Origin of the sequence: Sphaerisporangium viridialbum, from assembly GCF_049674955.1 — a bacterium.
Classification (GTDB): domain Bacteria; phylum Actinomycetota; class Actinomycetes; order Streptosporangiales; family Streptosporangiaceae; genus Sphaerisporangium; species Sphaerisporangium viridialbum.
In genome coordinates, this window is the sequence record NZ_CP187232.1 from 4,597,262 (window position 1) to 4,614,333 (window position 17,072).

The following is a 17,072-nucleotide window of genomic DNA, read 5'->3' on the forward strand; positions in this document are numbered from 1 at the left end:
CTGGCCGCTGTTCGCCCGTGCTCGGAATGTGCCGGGCACGGCGACCTGTAGCCGCGCCGGCTGCCCGTTGCGGTTCTCGGCGGGGCGGGCAGGGGTATGGGGCGCTCGGGTGGACGATGGCTAGATCGTGCTTCACATTCGCGCCCCGCCGGGTGTCGGCGTCGTCTCAGGCAGGCACCAGCCGCCATTGCTGGTTGATACCCCCGGTGGCCGTCCACTGGACGACTCGGGCGCCGTCCTCCGTCGCCAGGCCGTACACGTCCGCCACCAGGCCGCTGTCGCGGCTGACGATGGTGAAGTATCCGTCACCGGTGGGCCGCAGGTACCACAACTGGTTGTTGCCGCCGTTGGCCGACCACTGCTGGAGCTGCAGCCCCACGGTGGGGTCGCCGCCGTTGACGTCGAGCACCTTGCCGGTGCCGGTGTTGGTCAGGGTGAAGGTGTTCCCCGGGGCGGAGTTGATCCTCCAGGCGGCGTTCCCGGTCTGCTGGACGATCCCCGCGCCGTCCGCGGACGAGTTCCCCGCCACGGCGAGGGGCTTGGCGCTGTTGCGGTTGACGATGTTGTACACCGTGCCGGAGACGGGTGCGTTGGTCACCTCGAACCGGTCGATGGTGGCCCAGTTGTGCGTCGCCTGTGCTCTCTTGTCGCCGGTGGCGCGCACGCGGATCGTGTGCGTGCCGGAGGCCAGCCGGGGGCTGCTCCACACCGCGACGTCGCCGGTCCGCGCCGCGGAGTACTCGTCCACCAGCGCCTCGGGCCCCCCGTCCACGGAGACGCCCACGATGCCATGGCCGGGCGCCGTCACCGCGCGCAGGGTGACTCCGGTGCCGGCGAAGTTCAGCGTCGCCGTGGCCCCCGCGACGTCGCTGTAGGAGTTGGTGCCGGCGAAGACGCCCTGCTCGCCGGTGGCGTGACCCCAGGACCCGGCGTAGGCCACGGCGGGGTCGGCGTCATCGACGCTCGTCGAGCCCTGCCCCAAGGTGAAGTACTCCGCCGTGTCGGTGAAGGTCGTCCCGCCCGGCTTGGTGGTGGACAGGACCAGGTACACCTTCGCGCCGCTCGCCGGTGTGGTGAACGAGATCGGGCGGGTCACCCGCGAGCCGAGCGGGATGGTGAGATCGGTGTTCCCGGACGCGATGACGGAGCCGTCGGGCCGGTCGAGCCGGGCCGTCCAGTTGAAGGCGACGGAGGTGTCGCGGAGGTCGTCGTTGAAGACGGTGATGTTCCGGGTGACGGGGGTGTTGTGGGCGTAGTTGTCCACGGCCTGCGGCAGCGGGAAACTCCCGTTGGCGTCGGAGGGGCCGGACGCCGACCAGTAGGGCAGGTCGATCGCGGCCACCGGATGGAAGGCGGTCTGTATCCGCTGGATCTGTGGGTTACTCCAGGGATCGGGCAGGTTGTCCGCTCCGTAGACGGGGTGGCCGCCCTCCTCCGGGATGAAGTCGGTGGTGCGCACGCCGGGCACGAAGCCCGCCCAGCCGGACAGCAGAGTGTAGGGCCGCAGGTCACTGGCGTCCTTGCCGCGCTTGGCGGCGACCAACGTGGCGAACCATTCGAAGCCCTGCTTGGTGTTGCACTTCGGCCAGATGAACTCGCCCTCGCCGTCGGGGCGGCCGGCCACCACCTCGACCTTCTCGCTGTACGCGCCGAGGCCGTCGAGGTAGTGCGGCAGAACGTTGAAGTTGGGGTAGCTCATGTTCGGGTACTTGTTGGCCGGCTCGCCGTCCACGTGGATGGGCCGGGTGCCGTCATTGCCGTTCATGGCCGCGTACAGGTCCTGTTCGAACTGCTCGTAGTCTCCGCTGAGGCCGGGTTCGTTGCTCTGGCTCCACCGGATCACCGCCGGGTGGTTACGGTCGCGCAGGGTCAGCGCGCTGGCGTGGTCGACCATGTTGTCGTGCCCGGCGTAGAAGTCCTCTCCGCCGTTGGAGCCGCGGATGGCCGTCTCGTCGATGATCATCAAGCCCAGCTCGTCGGCCGTGTCGAGCATGTACGGGCTGGCGGGCTCCTGGTGCACCCGGACCACGTTGTAGTTCAGCCGCTGGTAGTTGTCCACGGCCAGGGGCCAGCCGCCGTTGCCCGCCGACGGCGGAAGGAAGCCCGGCAGCGTGTCGTAGGCGTCCCCCTTGCCGCCGTTGTCGATCCGGTCGTAATCCGCGCCCTGCAGGTTGTCGCCGCGCACGTTCAGCCGCACGCCGTTGAGGTAGTAGTACTCACCGTTCTGGGTGCTCTGCCGGAACCCGAACCGGTAGGTGGCGTCACTGGTCCGTCCGTCATCGGTCGTGGCGTGAACCGCCAGGCGATGCAACTGGGCGTGGTACCCCGGCCGATAGGGGACGTTCGGCCACCAGTACGAGTCGGTGCCCAGGTTCCAGGCGAGGGGACCGACCGTGACCTTGGCCGTCGTACGCGCCGCCACCGTGACCGTCCGGCCGGGCAGCGCCGGGTAGGCGAACGAGCCACCGCCGTCCGGCGAGAGCGCGCCGCTCAGTGTCACCGACCGGGCGCTGCCCGAGGTGTTCGTCACGTACACGTCGTAGGCGAGGGTCCGATCCGCCACGGACGTGCGGACGAACGCGTCACTGATGTACACGGCCGGATACACGCGCAGGAACGCCGAGCGGAAGATGCCCTGGGGAACCGCCTCGGACCACTCGGCGGCCGTGGGAACGACGTACTTGCCATTCGCCGGATTCTTCAGGGCGCCCCGGCCCTTCACGCGCACCGTGATCGTGTGAGTGGTCCCAGGCGCGGCGTAGGCGCTGATGTCGAAGTTCGAGGGCGTGAAGGCCGTGGTGCGGGTCGCGACCACCTGGCCGTCCACCGACAGCGTCACCTGGTGGTTGACGGCCCCGAACTCGATCCAGGTGGACTGCGGCTGCCCCGAGTTCGGCACTGTCACGCTGCGCGAGTACACCGCCTCGGTCACGTCGGTGAATCCCTGCTTGTACCAGCCGCCGCCGGGCATGGTGATCGAGGTGGCCGCTCGGCCCGCCGGGGTGAAACCCCACGTCCCGGCGAGGTCGACGGAGGTGATCGCGGCGTTGCCCGCGGTGAAGCCGTTGAGGTCCGGTGCCGCGGCGGCGGACGTGGTCGGCGCGTGCGCCGTCGAGGAGGCGGGCCGGTCTGCCGCCGCAGCGGGGGGACCACCGAGGACCGCGGTGAGGAGCGCCGCCACGGCCACCAGCGTGCGGGCAAGGCACCGAGGGCTGTTCTCGTGCATGGAAACCTTTCACTGGGGGTGAGGCCCCCCGCCGGTCGTGATGTTAGCGCTAACACAGCGGCCAAGGGCGTGGCGGAGCAGCAGGTTTTCTGACACGTCGACGTGGGTCCGCGCACGTGACGTGGGGCGAGCACTCCTGAGGGGTCGGCGGACGAGATGATGTACGAGTACGGTCAACGAGCGGAGCCGCTCAAAGCCAGGGATGACGCGTTTCCGGCGCCGACTCCGGGTGAGTCGCGTCATCCAGGTGAATCCGTGATCGAGGCTAAACCGGCGCACATGTCTCGTCAAGGACGCATGCACGTTAGGGGCTTGGTCGTCCACATCCAGCCGTCGCGACTTCCGCCCCGAATAGGAAGATTCAGCGGGTGTCGAGCAGGCGGGTGATGCGCGCGGGCGAGTACACGTCGTCGAGCACGAGCCTTGCCAGGCCGTACACACCCGCGTGCTCGGCGAGGGTGCTGGGGACGATCTCGAGCTTGCGCGTCGCGAGAGGGAGGGAGCGCCGGTAGACGACCTCTCGTATGCCGGCGAACAGGAAGTCGTCGACGGCGGCGAGCCGGCCGCCGAGTACCACGATCCGTGGATTGAGCACGTTGACCAGGTCCGAGATCGCGGTTCCGAGGATGTTCATCGCACGCCTGAACAGCCGGGTCGCGTCCGGGTGTCCCTCGCGTGTCAGCTGTACGACGTCGCCCATGGTGGGAACGTGGTGTCCGAGCTCGCGCAGGTCCCGTTGCAGGGCCCAGCCGCCGGCGTACGCCTCGACGCACCCGACCTTTCCGCATCGGCAGACGGGCGGATCACTGCTTGCCTCGGGGGCGATCTGAATGTGCCCCACGTCCCCCGCGGCGCCGTCCGAGCCGCGGTAGATGGAGCCGCCGATGATGATGCCGGTGCCGATACCGGTGCCGATCTTGACGAAGACGAGGTTCTCGGTGTCCGGATGGGCCATCCGATGCTCGCCGAAGGCCATCGCGTTGACGTCCTTCGCCACGAGCACGGGACACTCGAACGAGGCCCTGAAGAACTGGGGGATGTCGAAGTCGTGCCAGCCCACCATGATCGGCGGACTGATGACACGGCCGGAGCCGTGGTCGACCGGTCCCGGGACGTCGATGCCGATGCCACACACGTCCAGGGGTGTCTTGCCGACCTCCTGGAGTAGCTCGGCGAAGAGTCCGGCGACGTGCGTCAGCACGGGGATCGGCCCGGTGGCGATGTCGTACAGCGCCGATCGCTCGGCGAGGACCATGGCGTTCATGTCGCACACCGCGGCCCGCATGGCCGTGGCTCCCATGTCGGCGAGCAGCACGACGGCGTGCGCGCGGTTGACGACGAAGCGGTCCGCCGGGCGGCCTCCGGTCCGGGCCTCCTCCTCCGCCGGAGCGAGCAACCCCGCCGCGAGGAGCGGCTCAAGCCGCTGATTGATGGTCGTCCGCGACACCCCGGCCAGCCGGGCCAGCTCGGTCTTGGTGAGCCCGTGGGGATGAGCCCTGAACAGCGCGAAGATCGCGCTGGCCCCTCCGGCTGTGCTCAGCGTGGGGGCATGCACGTCTGCCATGCCGCTAACACTAGCGATCACTTCGCTCCCCGTCAGTAGGGTTCCGTCACTGGGCTTCAGAAGAATGGCCTTGTTATGACGGTTTTAGTCATAAGTATTGCACGGAGGTTACGGAAGTGTTTAGGCTCGCTCCAACTTCGGACAGGTCGGTGGCGCTGTGTACAGGTCGCTGACCAGTGCCACTCTGCAAGGAGCTGTGATGAGTCCCACCCCCATGAAGTCGCGGAGCCAGGGTCTCCGTCGAATCGCCGCCGGCCTGACCGTCGCGGCGCTCGCCGCCGGCGGGTGTTCGTCGAACGGCGACGACAACGCGTCCTCGGGCTCGGACGGCAAGACGGGCAAGGCGCACGTCCTTCTCGTCACCAAGGACCCGAGTAACCACTTCTGGACCGCGATGATGGATGGGGCGAAGACCGCGGCGAAGGAAGTGAACGCCGACATCACGGTCGCCGCCGGCCGCGACCAGACCGACTCCGACAGCCAGATCCAGGCGATCGAAGACGCGATCTCCCGGCGCGACGACGGCATCCTGATCGCGAACAACGGGCCCGCCGTCAACGACGCGATCAAGAAGGCGCGCGACGCCGGGATCTACGTGATCGCCCTCGATACGCCGACGGACCCGACGAACGTCGTGGACGCCACGTTCGCGTCGGACAACTTCGAGGCCGGTAAGCAGATCGGCCAGTGGACGGCCCAGGCCCTGCAGGGCAAGCCCGCGGTGATCGCGATGCTGGACCTGTTCGCCGACAAGGTCGTGACCATCGACTACCAGCGCGACCAAGGCTTCCTCACCGGCATGGGGATCGACGTCAAGGACCCGAAGAAGAACGGTGACGAGGCGAAGACCGGCAACTACTCCGGAGGCACGTACGAAATCGCCTGCAACCAGGCGACCAACGGCGCCGAGGACGGCGGCCGTACGGCGATGGAGAACTGCCTGTCCAGCAATCCCAACATCAACGTCGTGTTCAGCGCCAACGAGACGTCCGGTGTGGGCGCCGTGCAGGCGCTGAAGTCCGCCGGGATCAACGGCGCCCTGGTCACGTCGATCGACGGCAGCTGCCGCGGGGTCCAGGCGGTGGCGGACGGCCAGTTCGGCGCCGTCGCGCAACAGTACCCGAGCCGGATGGGCGACATGGGCGTCCGGGCCATCGTCGACCACCTCCGCGACGGGACCAAGCCGACGACCTCGCCTGGGCTGGATTTCCTCAACACCGGCATCCAATTGGTCACGAACCAGAATGTGACCGGCGTCGAGAGCATCCCCGCAGATCAGGGCCTCAAGCTCTGCTGGTAACCCCTCGAATCGCGGCAGCGGAAGGAAACGGGCAGGACAGTGACAACCATTGAAAGTGCGGCGGAGGTGTTCCGGCGGCGATCGCGGACCCCGCTGGAGCGCCTGCAGCACCTCCTCCACCGGCACCCGACGATCAGCCCCCTGGCCGTGCTCGCGGTCGCGGTTCTGCTGGCCGGTTGCGCCAACGACCGGTTCCTTCAGCCGTCGAACCTGTCACTCGTGCTCCAACAGGTCGCGATCATCGGCGCGCTGGCGGTCGGCCAGACGCTGATCGTCCTGACCGCGGGAATCGACCTGTCCGTCGGCGCGGTCATGATCTTCACGGCACTGGTGATGGGCGAGCTAGCGGGCCCGCTCGGGGTGCCGGCCGCGATCGCCCTGGCGATCGGGCTCGCGGTCGGCGCCGGGGCGGGCCTGCTCAACGGCCTGCTCGTGGCGAAGGTGAATCTTCCGCCGTTCATCGTCACGCTCGGCACGCTCAACGTGTTCACCGCCGTCGCGCTGCTGATCAGCGGCGGGCGCTCGATCCCCGGCAGCGAGCTCGGGTCGCTCCTGACCTGGACGTCGACCTCCTTCGCGGTCGGTCCCTTCCAGCTGACGACAGGCGTCGCGCTCGTTCTGCTCATGTACCTCGTGATCGGGTTCGCGCTGACGCAGACCGCATGGGGCCGCCACGTCTATGCCGTCGGCAACGACGCCGCCGCCGCGCGCCTTAGCGGCATCCGGACGCGGCGGTTGCTGCTCAGCGTCTATGTCACCGCTGGTGTCGTCTTCGCGCTCAGCGCCTGGGTGCTGATCGGCCGCGTCGGCGCCGCGACCCCGAACGCGGCCGTCGACGCGAACCTCGACTCGATCACCGCCGTGGTCATCGGCGGCACCAGCCTGTTCGGTGGCCGCGGCCGGCTCCTCGGCTCGCTGCTCGGCGCTCTGATCGTCGGGGTGTTCCGCAACGGTCTGGCCCTGGCCCGCGTCGACGTGCTCTACCAGACACTGGCGATCGGCATCCTGATCATCGTCGCCGTCTCGCTCGACCAGTGGATTCGGAGAACAGGAAAGACGGCATGATCACCGACCATCACGACAAAGGAAAGCCGATCCTGTCGGCCCGTGGGCTGGTCAAGACGTTCGGCCCGGTGGTCGCCCTCGACGGCGTCGACCTCGACCTGTTCCCCGGTGAGGTACTCGCGATCATCGGGGACAACGGCGCCGGCAAGTCAACGCTGATCAAGTGTCTGACCGGCGCCGAGATCCCCGATGCCGGCAGGATCTACGTCGACGGCGCAGGGGCGCACTTCCGGCGGCCGCAGGACGCGCGCGAGGCGGGCATCGAGACCGTCTACCAGACCCTCTCGCTCACGCCCGCGCTCGACATCGCATCCAACCTCTACCTCGGCCGGGAACGCCGCCGCGCCGGTCCCCTGGGCCGGGTGTTCCGGATGCTCGACTACCGCGGGATGCGTCGCGACGCGCACGACATGGTCAGCGGTCTCGGCATCAGCACGATCCAGGACATCGGCCAGATCGTCGAGACGCTCTCCGGCGGCCAGCGCCAAGCAGTCGCGGTCGCGCGCGCGGTCGCCTTCGGCAGCAAGGTGGTGGTCCTCGACGAGCCGACCGCCGCCCTGGGGGTGCGCGAGACCGGCCAGGTGCTGCGCCTCGTCGAGGAGCTGCGCAGCCGCGGACTCGGGGTCATCATGATCAGCCACAACATGCCCAACGTCTTCCAGGTGGCCGACCGCGTCCAGATCCAGCGGCTCGGCCGGTGCGTGGGCGTGGTGACGCCGCGGTCCCACACAATGGAGCAGGCCGTCGCCATCATGACCGGCGCGATGGCGCTGGAAGCGCACTCCGCAACGAACGCGACGGACGCGACGGACGCGACGAACCCGCCCGATCCTGTGACGCGCGCGGAAAGGAAGAGGCCATGACACGCCGAAAGGTCATCCTCGACACCGACCCGGGCGTGGGGATCCCGGGCACCGACGCCGACGACCCGCTCGCGCTGATGCTGGCTCTCGCCGATCCGCGTGTCGAACTCGTCGGCGTGACCACCGTGTTCGGCAACTGCCCTCCCGATCTCGGCGCCCGCGGCGCGGCCGCCGTCCTGCGGGCCGCGGGCCGGTGTGACGTCCCGGTCGCCGTCGGTATGGCGCGACCGCTCAGTGGACGGCTCCCGGCGCAGCTCGTCGACGCCTACGCCGGCGCGCGCGGCGCGCCCGGCCGGATCCCGCTCCCGGAGCTCGGCGAAGCCGGGCGACACGCCGTCGACTTCCTGATCGACACCGTTCGCGCCAACCCGGGAGAGGTGACGGTCGTCGCCATCGGGCCGCAGACCAACCTCGCGATGGCGTTGCTCAAGGCACCCGACCTCGCCGAGCTGATCGCCGAGATCGTGTTCATGGGCGGCGCGCTGGGCCTCGACCAGCAGTACGGACGCGGCAACATCACCCCCGTCGCCGAGTGCAACATGTGGTTCGATCCGCACGCCGCCGACATCGTGTTCGGCTCGGGCGTCGACCTCACGATGGTCAGCCTCGACGTGACCAACCCGAACAAGGGCGTCGTCCTGACCGACACGCTGCTGCGGTCGGTCGATCGCGGTGCCTCCCGGCTCGCGCCGCTGCTGCTGGACATCTGCGCCACCTACATGGAGGCGCCGATGTTCGACTGGGCCGACCACGCCGGCTGCGTGCTGTACGACCCGCTCGCCGTCGCCGTGGCCGTGGCCGCTCCATCGCCGACTTCGAGGCGATGCCGCTCGGCGTTGAGACGCGCGGTGAACTCACCATCGGGCAGACCGTGCCCGTCCGCCGTGAAGAACCGAACGTCCAGGTCTGCGTCGACGTCGACGGGTCGCGCGTTGTCGAGGACATCCTCCGCACCATTCTCTCCGCCTGACATCTCCGCCCCGATGCGTTCGTCCCTGCCGCGAAGGTACGGCGGGACGCCGGGGATCCGACGATAGGAATGACATGATCGAACGCGCACCCAACCCCCTCGGCGTCCACGCCCTGGTCTGGGCCGGTGACACATCAAGGGAATCGGTCAAGCGAGCCGTCGCCGAGACCGCTGCCGCCGGCTTCGACCTGCTTGAGCTCTCGCTGCACGACCTCGACAACCTCGACGTCGCGCACGCACGGCACCTTCTGGAGTCCGAGGGCGTCGTCGTGGCCTGCTCCCGTGGTCTCGCCTTTGACGCGGACGTCTCCAGTGACGACACCGCCGTCGTCGAGCGTGGCGCGCGGCTGCTCGCGGACTCGCTCGCGGCGACCGCCTCACTGGGGGGTCGCATCCTCACCGGTGCGCTCTACAGCGCCCTCGGAAAGTACGCCCAGCCCGTCACCGAGCGTGGCCGCGCCAACGCGGTCTCCGTGCTGACCTCGCTGGCCCGCGAGGCGCAGGGCCACGGCATCACGCTCGGGCTGGAGATCTGCAACCGGTACGAGACGAACGTGGTGAACACCGCGCGGCAGGCGCTGGCCCTCGCCGACGCCATCGCCGAGGACAACGTGATGATCCACCTCGACACGTACCACATGAACATCGAGGAGGACGACCTGGTCAGGCCGGTACGCGACGTCGGTGACCGGCTCGGCTACGTCCACATCGGCGAGAACCACCGCGGCTTCCTCGGCTCCGGTCACCTCGACTTCACCGGGTTCTTCCACGCCCTCGCCGACATCGACTACCGCGGGCCGATCACCTTCGAGTCGTTCTCCTCCGCGGTCCTGGCTCCCGGCCTCTCACACGACCTCGCCGTCTGGCGCGACCTGTGGGACGACGGCGCCCCCCTCGCGGCGCACGCGCGGCAGTTCCTCGCCGCTCACCTCGACTCCGCCACGCTGGCCGCCCATGCTTGACGAACTCATCGCCCGGGCCCGCGGACTGAGCGGCGGCGACGGGCGGGCGATCCTCGGGATCACCGGTTGTCCCGGGGCGGGGAAGTCCACCCTCGCCCACCACCTCGTCCAAGCTCTCAGCGGCGACGGTTTCCCGGCCGTGTGCGTTCCCATGGACGGCTTCCATCTCGCGGACGCGGCGCTTGACCGGCTCGGCGCGCGCAGCCGCAAAGGCGCGATCGACACGTTCGACGGCCATGGCTACCTCGCCACGCTGCGGCGTCTGCGCGACGAGCTCGATCACCCCGTCTACGCGCCGGACTTCGACCGCGAGATCGAGCAGCCGATCGCCGGCAGCATCGCCGTCGAACCGGCGACCCGCCTCGTCATCACCGAGGGGAACTACCTGCTGGGCCGTACGGAGCCGTGGCCGCGGATCCGCGCGCAGCTGACCGAGGTCTGGTACGTCGACGTCGACGACGACCTCCGCCGGACTCGACTCAGCGCACGTCATGTCAGGTACGGCAAGACTCCGGACGCCGCGCGGCGGTGGGTGGAGGAAGTCGACGAGGCCAACGCCCGCCTCATCGCGGCGACGCGTGACAGCGCCGACCTCCGCATCGACCTGTCCCAGACCGAGATCGACTCCGGAGACGCCACCGGCGTCTCCGCCTAGCGCACCATCGGAGGACCACAATGGGGGTATTCCGTCGTTCGTCTTCCGGCGTCCCCACCGGTGACGCCATCCCGTTCGAACACCAGGGAACCACCCATCTGTTCTTCCTGTCCTCGCCGCCGGACACGTTGGACTACCCCGACCGGGTACGTACGACGTGGCAGCATGTCGCGAGCGAGGACCTGGCCACCTGGCGGGAGCTACCGCCGGCGCTGGAACCCGGCCCACCAGGCAGCGTGGACGGTGACGGTGTCTGGACGGGCTCCGTCATCGAACGCGACGGCACGTTCCACCTCTTCTACACCGGCCACCGCGTCGGGGTGCGCAACCCGCAGAGCATCTGCCTCGCCACCAGCACCGACCTCGTCACGTTCACCAAACACGAGGGCAATCCGATCCTGTTGCCGCCTCCCGGCTGCGAGCCCGTCGACTGGCGCGACCCGTACGTCTTCTTCAACGAGGCCGAGTCCCGCTACTGGATGGTCATAGCGGCGCGTCTCGCCGAGGGACCGCGCTGGCGACGCGGCTGCCTGATGCTCGCGACCTTCGACGACCTGCTCACCTGGACGGTCGAGCAGGAACCGCTCTACGTTCCCGGCTCCACGTATTGTCCCGAATGCCCGGAGATGTGGGAGCTGGACGGCCGCTGGTACCTGGTCTACTCCCGCTTCTCCGAACACGTGGGCACGATCTACCGCGTCGCGGACGACCCGCGCGGTCCGTTCCGCGCGCCGGCCGACGACGAACTGGGCGGCCGGCGGTGGTACGCGGCCAAGTCGGCACCGTCGCGGGACCGGAACGGCCGGGTGTTCTTCGGCTGGGTCCACGACCGCGCCGCGACCGGACGCTGGTGCTGGGGAGGTGACTTCGCCGCGCCGCGCGAGGTCCGCGCGGACGGCGACGGTATGCTCCACGTCCGCCTCGCGGAGTCGGTCGCCCGGCGCTTCGACCGCCCGGTTCCCCTTGACGGAGCCGACACGGCAACGATCACGCTGGATGCCGTCGGATCGTCGGCGGACCACATTCTGACGCCCGCCACCGTTCCGTCCGCCTACCTCGTCCGCTGTGCGTTCTCCGGTGACGACTCCCCCGCCGCGTTCGGCCTGATGCTGCGCACCGACGCTGACCTCGCCGGCTGGTACGTCACGTTCGACCGGATACGCGGGAGCGTTCACCTCTCGCGATCGCCGTATCCGCTGGACGACTTCTGGGCCGATCTCGTCGGACGGGGCGCCGAACGGCGCGAGGTGGACGGGGCACTCGCCGCCGAAGCCCGTGTCGCGCTCGCCGAGGGCCCCGTCCGCGCGGAATGCGCGATCCTCGTCGACGGAAGCGTCGTGGAGGTGTACGTGAACGACGAGGTCGTGCTGACTCATCGCATCGATGACTCGGGTGACGACGAGCTCGGCCTGTTCGTCGTCGATGGCGCGGTGACCTGCCAGGTGTCTCTGGCGAGCGCGGATCAGGAGTGGTGAGGCCGGACGGTCAGCGGCCGAGGAGGCGCTCGCCGTCGGCGGCGGAGTGGGCGGTGTCCAGGAAGAAATCACGCAAAGCCTCCCCCACGCGCGGCGGATCTCCGTCGTTGTCCGGACCCGAGTGCCCCAGGCCCGAGAACGAGACACGTCGCGAATGCGGGAGCACGGCGGAGAGCGCGTCCAGCGCAACGCGGAAGTATGCCGGGCTCCTTGCGCCGTTGAGCAGCAGAACCTGCGCGTCGAGCGCCGCGTAGTCCTTCACCGTGTCAGCCATCTCCCGGACTATCCGCAGGTCGAAGTGCAGAGTGGGGACGAGCGCTTCGATCGGTACCTCGTCTTCGGGCACATCGCGTTGCAGGCGCGAGCCGACCGCCATGAGCGGCACAAGAACGAATCGCGGAATTCGACCGAGCACCGGTTCGGTGCCCAGGCCCTTCAGCGCCGTGACCAGTGCGGAGGCGAGCTTGCCCGCGGCGGTCTCGCGATCGAAACGCGGCACCCAGTCCATCGGTACCGAGCCGTCGACAGACAACGGAGGTTCATACAGGACGACCCGATCGAGTGCCGGGGTGGCCAGGGCCGTGCGCAGGGTGACGAGTGCACCCGAGCTCAGGCCGAAGATCCGCGAAGCCCCGGTCGCCGCGACCAGCGCCCGCAGGTCGTCGACCTCCCGCAGGACACCGAAGCGGTCACCGTGGGGTCCGCTCAGCCCGCGTCCACGCCGGTCGGGCACATAGACCGTGAAGTCGGTCGACAGCGCGGCAGCGAGCCTCGTGAAGTGTTGCGATGCCTGCATCCCACCGTGCACGAGGATCAATGCGGGGCCGCGACCGCGTTGCCGGTAGCCGATCGTCGTCCCGTCGGCGGAACGAACCTGGCCTTTGCTGTAGTCGCGCACGAACTGTGGCGAGCCCTTCACCGTGTCACCTCATCCGCGGCCGGGACGAACCGCTTCTGTGCCTGCTTGACGCCCAGCTCGGTCATGACACCCTCCATCTCCTACGTGAACAACGTTCACGTGTACATTGTTCACGTACGCGGAGTCGGATTGTCAACCGCGACTGGGAGGATTCGATGGGGCAGCGACGCGCCCAGGTGCTTCAGGCGGCGATCGAGTTGCTCGACGAGGTCGGCCTGGACGGTCTGACCATGCGACTCCTGGCCAGCCGGCTCGGCGTGCGCGCAGGCGCGCTCTATCGGCATTACCCCAGCAAGCAGGCCCTGCTGGACGCCATGGTCGCGCACCTGGTCACCCCACCGGCCGACGCCGTCCCGCCACTCGACGGCCCCTGGGACGAGCAACTGCGCGGCCTCGCGATCGGCACGCGCGAGCTCATGCTGGCCTACCGCGACGGCGCGCGCCTCATGTCCACCTTTCACGATCCGGGCAGCGAGGCCGTCACCTTCTACCACGGCCTCATCGCCACCCTGGCGGCCGCGGGCGTCCCCGCGGACACGGCCGCCGTCGCCGTGGACACCGTCATGGCGTACGTCAACGGCTACACGACCGAGGAACAGGCCCGCGCGACCGGCGCAGACGCCCGGCCCAGAGAGGTTCGCGACCGCGCCTTCCACGACGGCCTCGAATTGATCGTCACCGGCGTCAAGGCTCTCTGTCGCGGCGTTCCCGCTGCCGGCGACGGCGGCTGATCGCAATCCACCCAAGACCACATTTCGATGAGATTGATCTTGCTGGGGTCGGCGTACTTCGCGGGGGTTTTGAGCCGGCGGGGTACGGCACCGGACCGCGCCGAACGCGGCCGGAGATAGGTTCCGCCCTTCGAGCCACAACTGTGCGCTCAGCTGACGGCAGCGCCGAACCACCTGGGCAGCCGGCTGAGCAGATCCTGCTGATCTTCACCAACCCATGCCACGTGGCCGTCCGGCCGCAGCAGCGCCGCGGGCACGTCCAGTTCCTCGCTGCCGTCGACGACGTGGTCGACCCGGTCCGCCCAGCCCGCCACCGAGAGCCGGCCGGTCTGGTCGAGCAGTAGCCCGCGGCCGCCGTGCATCAGCTCGTAGAGGCGACCCCGCTTCAGCCCCACGTCCCGCATCCGCCGGCCGAGCAGCTCATGTCCCTCGCCGAAGTCGTAGTGGACCCCGATCGCGGTGGTCTTCTCGATCAGGTACCGGTTCACCTCCTCGAAGTCCATCAGTTCCGCTATCAGCCGGCGCACTGCCCGGGGGCCCGGCTCGAGAGACAGCAGCTCGGACTGCACGCGGGTGTTGTTGAGCACGTCGGCGGCCACCGGGTGCCGTTCGGTCTGGTAGCTGTCCAGCAGCCCCTCCGGTGCCCAGCCGCCGACCTCGGCGGCCAGTTTCCAGCCGAGGTTGAACGCGTCCTGGATGCCGAGGTTGAGCCCCTGCCCGCCCAGCGGCGGGTGGACGTGCGCCGCGTCGCCGGCCAGTAGCACCCGGCCGACCCGGTAGCGCTCGGCCAGCCGGGTGGCGTCGCCGAACCGGGAGAGCCAGCGCGGTGAGTGCGCGCCGAAGTCGGTGCCGGCGAACACTCGCAGCCGCTGCTTGAACTCCTCAAGGGCCGGCGGGACCGTGCGGTCCTCGGCCACCTTCTCGGCGGGCACGACGATGCGGTACACCCCGTCCCCGAGGGGCCCGGCGCCGAACCCACGATGGGTCTTGCGGACTTCCGCGACGATGACGGCAACCGTCGCAGACTCCTCGGTCACCTCCATCTCGCCCAGCAGCCACTCGGCGCCGGCGGGCTCGCCGGGGAAGCCGACACCGAGCAGCTTGCGCACCGTGCTGCGGCCACCGTCGCAACCGACGAGGTAGCGCGAGCGCAGCCGCGTGCCGTCGGCCAGCTCGGCGGTCACCCCGTGGTCATCCTGGCTCAGCCCGACCAGCTCGCAGCCACGCCGGATCTCGACGCCGACCTCGGTGGCGCGCTCGGCCAGCAGGCGATCGGTGACGGTCTGTGGGATACCGAGGATGTACGAATGCGCGGTGTCCAGCCTGTCAGGCCGCGGCTTGTCGATACCGGCGAAGTAACCACCGAGCGCGTGCTTTTGGCCGTGCGCGAGGAACCGCTCCAGCAAACCCCGCTGGTCCATCACCTCGATGCTGCGCACGTGCAGGCCGAGCGAGCGGACAATTCTGGCCGGCTCCGCGTCCTTCTCCAGCACGAGCACGTGCACGCCGTGCAGCCGCAACTCGCTGGCCAGCATCAAGCCGGTCGGTCCGCCACCGGCAACGATCACGTCAATCATGAGAACCCCCCATTCAACAAGGTGCATTTCGGCCAGCTGCTCCGCGCAGTCGCGCGGCGGGCACACCCGCACCTCCGCGCCGAGTGCCGGCAACCGCACCGCGAGTCCCACCGGCGGTTCGACGTCCCGCGAGACCCACACGTCGACAAAAGCGCACCTACTTCGCGAACCCCTGATTTCCGCAGGTTCTGGCTTCGGTCGGAGATTCTGCAGCACGACCGGGGTCTTGCCGCAAGCCCCCCTGTGCGCTATACGTTGAGAGTGGCAAGGAGTGTGTAACCTCCTTGCCTTTGCCTTTTGCCGTCCGCTGTGGACGGACAAGCTCCTCGCGAAGCGGTGACGCGCCGCGTACGGCGATGCCGCCGCCAGCTGAACACACCTGGGCTCATCCCTCCTCGTCCTCGTCGGTGGCCGGGTCGCGCAGGGGCCGCAGGCAAACGGAGTTGACGCTCCGAGGTGTGCTCGGGTTTCCTTCTGCGATGTCTGACATTCGCATCGAACGGCCGGACGACGACACCGAGTTCGAAGACTGGCGGTACGTCCACAACGTGATCATCCCTACCCACGTCCTGTCTCTGGACGAGGTACGGGAACGCGGTCAGCGGCACCACTTGGAGGTCGCATATCTCGGTGACGTTCTCGTGGGCTGCAGCACCGTGCGCCCGCCGACGGGTGATACGTCGACGGCCACGGTGATCGCCCGTGTGCTCGCCGAACACCGTGGGCAGGGGTTCGGCGAGGAACTGTATGTACGCGGACTGAAGCGGGCGCGGGAGCTCGGTGCCGAGGTGATCGAGACCGTCGTCCTGTCCTCCAACGAGGACGGTGTGCGGTTCGCGCATAAGCACGGGTTCGTCGAGACCGAGCGCTACCTGCTGCCGGGAGACACCATCCCCTGGATCGACTTGCGGCTTTCCCGACCCTGACAGGGTCTCGGCGTTCCGGTCGATGAGGTTGTCGCGGATCTCCACCAGCCGTGCCCGCTGGGCCGGGTCCGGTCGGAGGAGTGCCATCTGACGCTGCTCTGAACTAGGGATAGCCCGGGCGAACGGACGGGAGGGAAGATCGTGATTCTCTCGGCTCGCCTCAGCGCCAGGAACTACTGTCGCGAGCATGGTCGAACACGATGCCCTCAGTGCCACCCGCGAGGCTTACGACGCTGCTGCCCCCACCTATGCGCAGCTGTTCCGCGACACGCTGCGTGACAGTCCCCTGGACCGCGCGATCTTGGGTGCCTTCGCCGAGGTCGTAAGTGCGAGTGGGGACGGTCAGGTCGCGGACCTGGGGTGTGGGCCTGGCCATATCACCGCTTATCTGGACGAGTTGGGGCTGGCGGCGTTTGGTGTTGATGCCTCTCCTGCGATGATCAAGTTGGCTCGACAGGCCTATCCGGGCCTGCGGTTCGACGTGGGCTCGATGGCCGCGTTGAACATCGCTGACGGCGTGCTGGGCGGCGTACTCTCACGTTGGTCCATCATCCACACTCCGCCGCAGGAACTCCCCGTCATCTTGGCGGAGTTCCATCGTGTGCTGGCACTTGGCGGCCACCTTCTGGTCGGCTTTTCGGCAACCGATGATCCGTCTCACCCGACGCAGGTCTTTGATCACACAGTCGCGCCGGCCTATCGGTGGTGGCCTGATCACCTCGCCGCGATGCTGCGCAAGTCCGGGTTGGCCGAGGTAGCCCGGATGGTTCGCGAGCCTCAGCCCACCGACCGACGGCAGTTCCAGGAGATTCAACTGCTCGCCCGCAAAGCCTAGGCAG

14 protein-coding genes are annotated in these 17,072 nt (G+C 68.8%); 10 read left to right on the forward strand and 4 right to left on the reverse strand.

Going from position 1 to position 17,072, the window contains the following annotated elements; genetic code table 11:
• Window positions 1-166 precede the first annotated feature (166 nt).
• Both ACOZ38_RS20605 and ACOZ38_RS20610 read right to left on the reverse strand, forming a co-directional pair.
• The gene (locus ACOZ38_RS20605) at window positions 167-3,226 is read right to left on the reverse strand and encodes an RICIN domain-containing protein (RefSeq protein ID WP_424532737.1); all 3,060 of its coding nucleotides are present in this window, start codon (window positions 3,224-3,226) and stop codon (window positions 167-169) included.
• A gap of 361 nt (window positions 3,227-3,587) precedes the next feature.
• The gene (locus ACOZ38_RS20610; RefSeq protein WP_424532739.1) at window positions 3,588-4,790 is read right to left on the reverse strand and encodes an ROK family protein; all 1,203 of its coding nucleotides are present in this window, start codon (window positions 4,788-4,790) and stop codon (window positions 3,588-3,590) included.
• Window positions 4,791-4,989: 199 nt separating this feature from the next.
• Between ACOZ38_RS20610 and ACOZ38_RS20615 the strand changes: the two genes are divergently transcribed.
• From ACOZ38_RS20615 to ACOZ38_RS20645, 7 genes are read left to right on the forward strand one after another with little or no spacing between them, the layout of a single operon-like run.
• The gene (locus ACOZ38_RS20615; protein ID WP_424532740.1) at window positions 4,990-6,090 is read left to right on the forward strand and encodes a substrate-binding domain-containing protein; all 1,101 of its coding nucleotides are present in this window, start codon (window positions 4,990-4,992) and stop codon (window positions 6,088-6,090) included.
• A 39-nt stretch (window positions 6,091-6,129) separates the two neighbouring features.
• A complete protein-coding gene (locus ACOZ38_RS20620; protein WP_424532742.1) occupies window positions 6,130-7,155 on the forward strand; it encodes an ABC transporter permease in 1,026 nt (341 codons plus the stop codon).
• Entirely contained in the window at window positions 7,152-8,018 is an 867-nt protein-coding gene (locus ACOZ38_RS20625) for an ATP-binding cassette domain-containing protein (RefSeq protein ID WP_424532744.1), read from the forward strand. Before ACOZ38_RS20620 ends, ACOZ38_RS20625 begins: the two co-directional genes overlap by 4 nt.
• A complete protein-coding gene (locus tag ACOZ38_RS20630) occupies window positions 8,015-9,055 on the forward strand; it encodes a nucleoside hydrolase (protein WP_424532746.1) in 1,041 nt (346 codons plus the stop codon). Before ACOZ38_RS20625 ends, ACOZ38_RS20630 begins: the two co-directional genes overlap by 4 nt.
• Window positions 9,056-9,062: 7 nt before the next feature.
• Window positions 9,063-9,950, forward strand: coding sequence for a sugar phosphate isomerase/epimerase family protein (locus ACOZ38_RS20635; protein WP_424532748.1), 888 nt, complete (start codon window positions 9,063-9,065; stop codon window positions 9,948-9,950).
• Entirely contained in the window at window positions 9,943-10,605 is a 663-nt protein-coding gene (locus tag ACOZ38_RS20640) for a nucleoside/nucleotide kinase family protein (protein ID WP_424532749.1), read from the forward strand. Before ACOZ38_RS20635 ends, ACOZ38_RS20640 begins: the two co-directional genes overlap by 8 nt.
• A 20-nt stretch (window positions 10,606-10,625) precedes the next feature.
• Complete coding sequence (locus ACOZ38_RS20645) at window positions 10,626-12,080, forward strand: family 43 glycosylhydrolase (RefSeq protein ID WP_424532751.1); 1,455 nt, start codon at window positions 10,626-10,628, stop codon at window positions 12,078-12,080.
• A gap of 10 nt (window positions 12,081-12,090) precedes the next feature.
• On the opposite strand, the gene ACOZ38_RS20650 is transcribed toward ACOZ38_RS20645, so the two are convergent.
• Window positions 12,091-12,999 (reverse strand): alpha/beta fold hydrolase, encoded by a 909-nt coding sequence (locus ACOZ38_RS20650; RefSeq protein ID WP_424532753.1) that lies wholly within the window; start codon window positions 12,997-12,999, stop codon window positions 12,091-12,093.
• A 155-nt stretch (window positions 13,000-13,154) separates the two neighbouring features.
• On the opposite strand from ACOZ38_RS20650, the gene ACOZ38_RS20655 reads away from it, so the two are divergent.
• Window positions 13,155-13,730: a TetR/AcrR family transcriptional regulator C-terminal domain-containing protein gene (locus ACOZ38_RS20655; protein WP_424532755.1), complete on the forward strand. Its 576-nt coding sequence runs from the start codon at window positions 13,155-13,157 to the stop codon at window positions 13,728-13,730.
• A 149-nt stretch (window positions 13,731-13,879) separates the two neighbouring features.
• Here the strand turns inward: ACOZ38_RS20655 and rox are convergent, their stop codons facing one another.
• Entirely contained in the window at window positions 13,880-15,307 is a 1,428-nt protein-coding gene (rox, locus tag ACOZ38_RS20660; RefSeq protein WP_424532756.1) for a rifampin monooxygenase, read from the reverse strand.
• Between the two features lie 479 nt (window positions 15,308-15,786).
• Between rox and ACOZ38_RS20665 the strand changes: the two genes are divergently transcribed.
• Both ACOZ38_RS20665 and ACOZ38_RS20670 read left to right on the forward strand, forming a co-directional pair.
• Entirely contained in the window at window positions 15,787-16,233 is a 447-nt protein-coding gene (locus tag ACOZ38_RS20665) for a GNAT family N-acetyltransferase (RefSeq protein WP_424532758.1), read from the forward strand.
• Between the two features lie 187 nt (window positions 16,234-16,420).
• Window positions 16,421-17,068 carry a class I SAM-dependent methyltransferase gene (locus tag ACOZ38_RS20670; protein WP_424532759.1) on the forward strand — a complete coding sequence of 216 codons (648 nt, stop codon included), beginning with the start codon at window positions 16,421-16,423 and terminating at the stop codon, window positions 17,066-17,068.
• Window positions 17,069-17,072 lie beyond the last annotated feature (4 nt).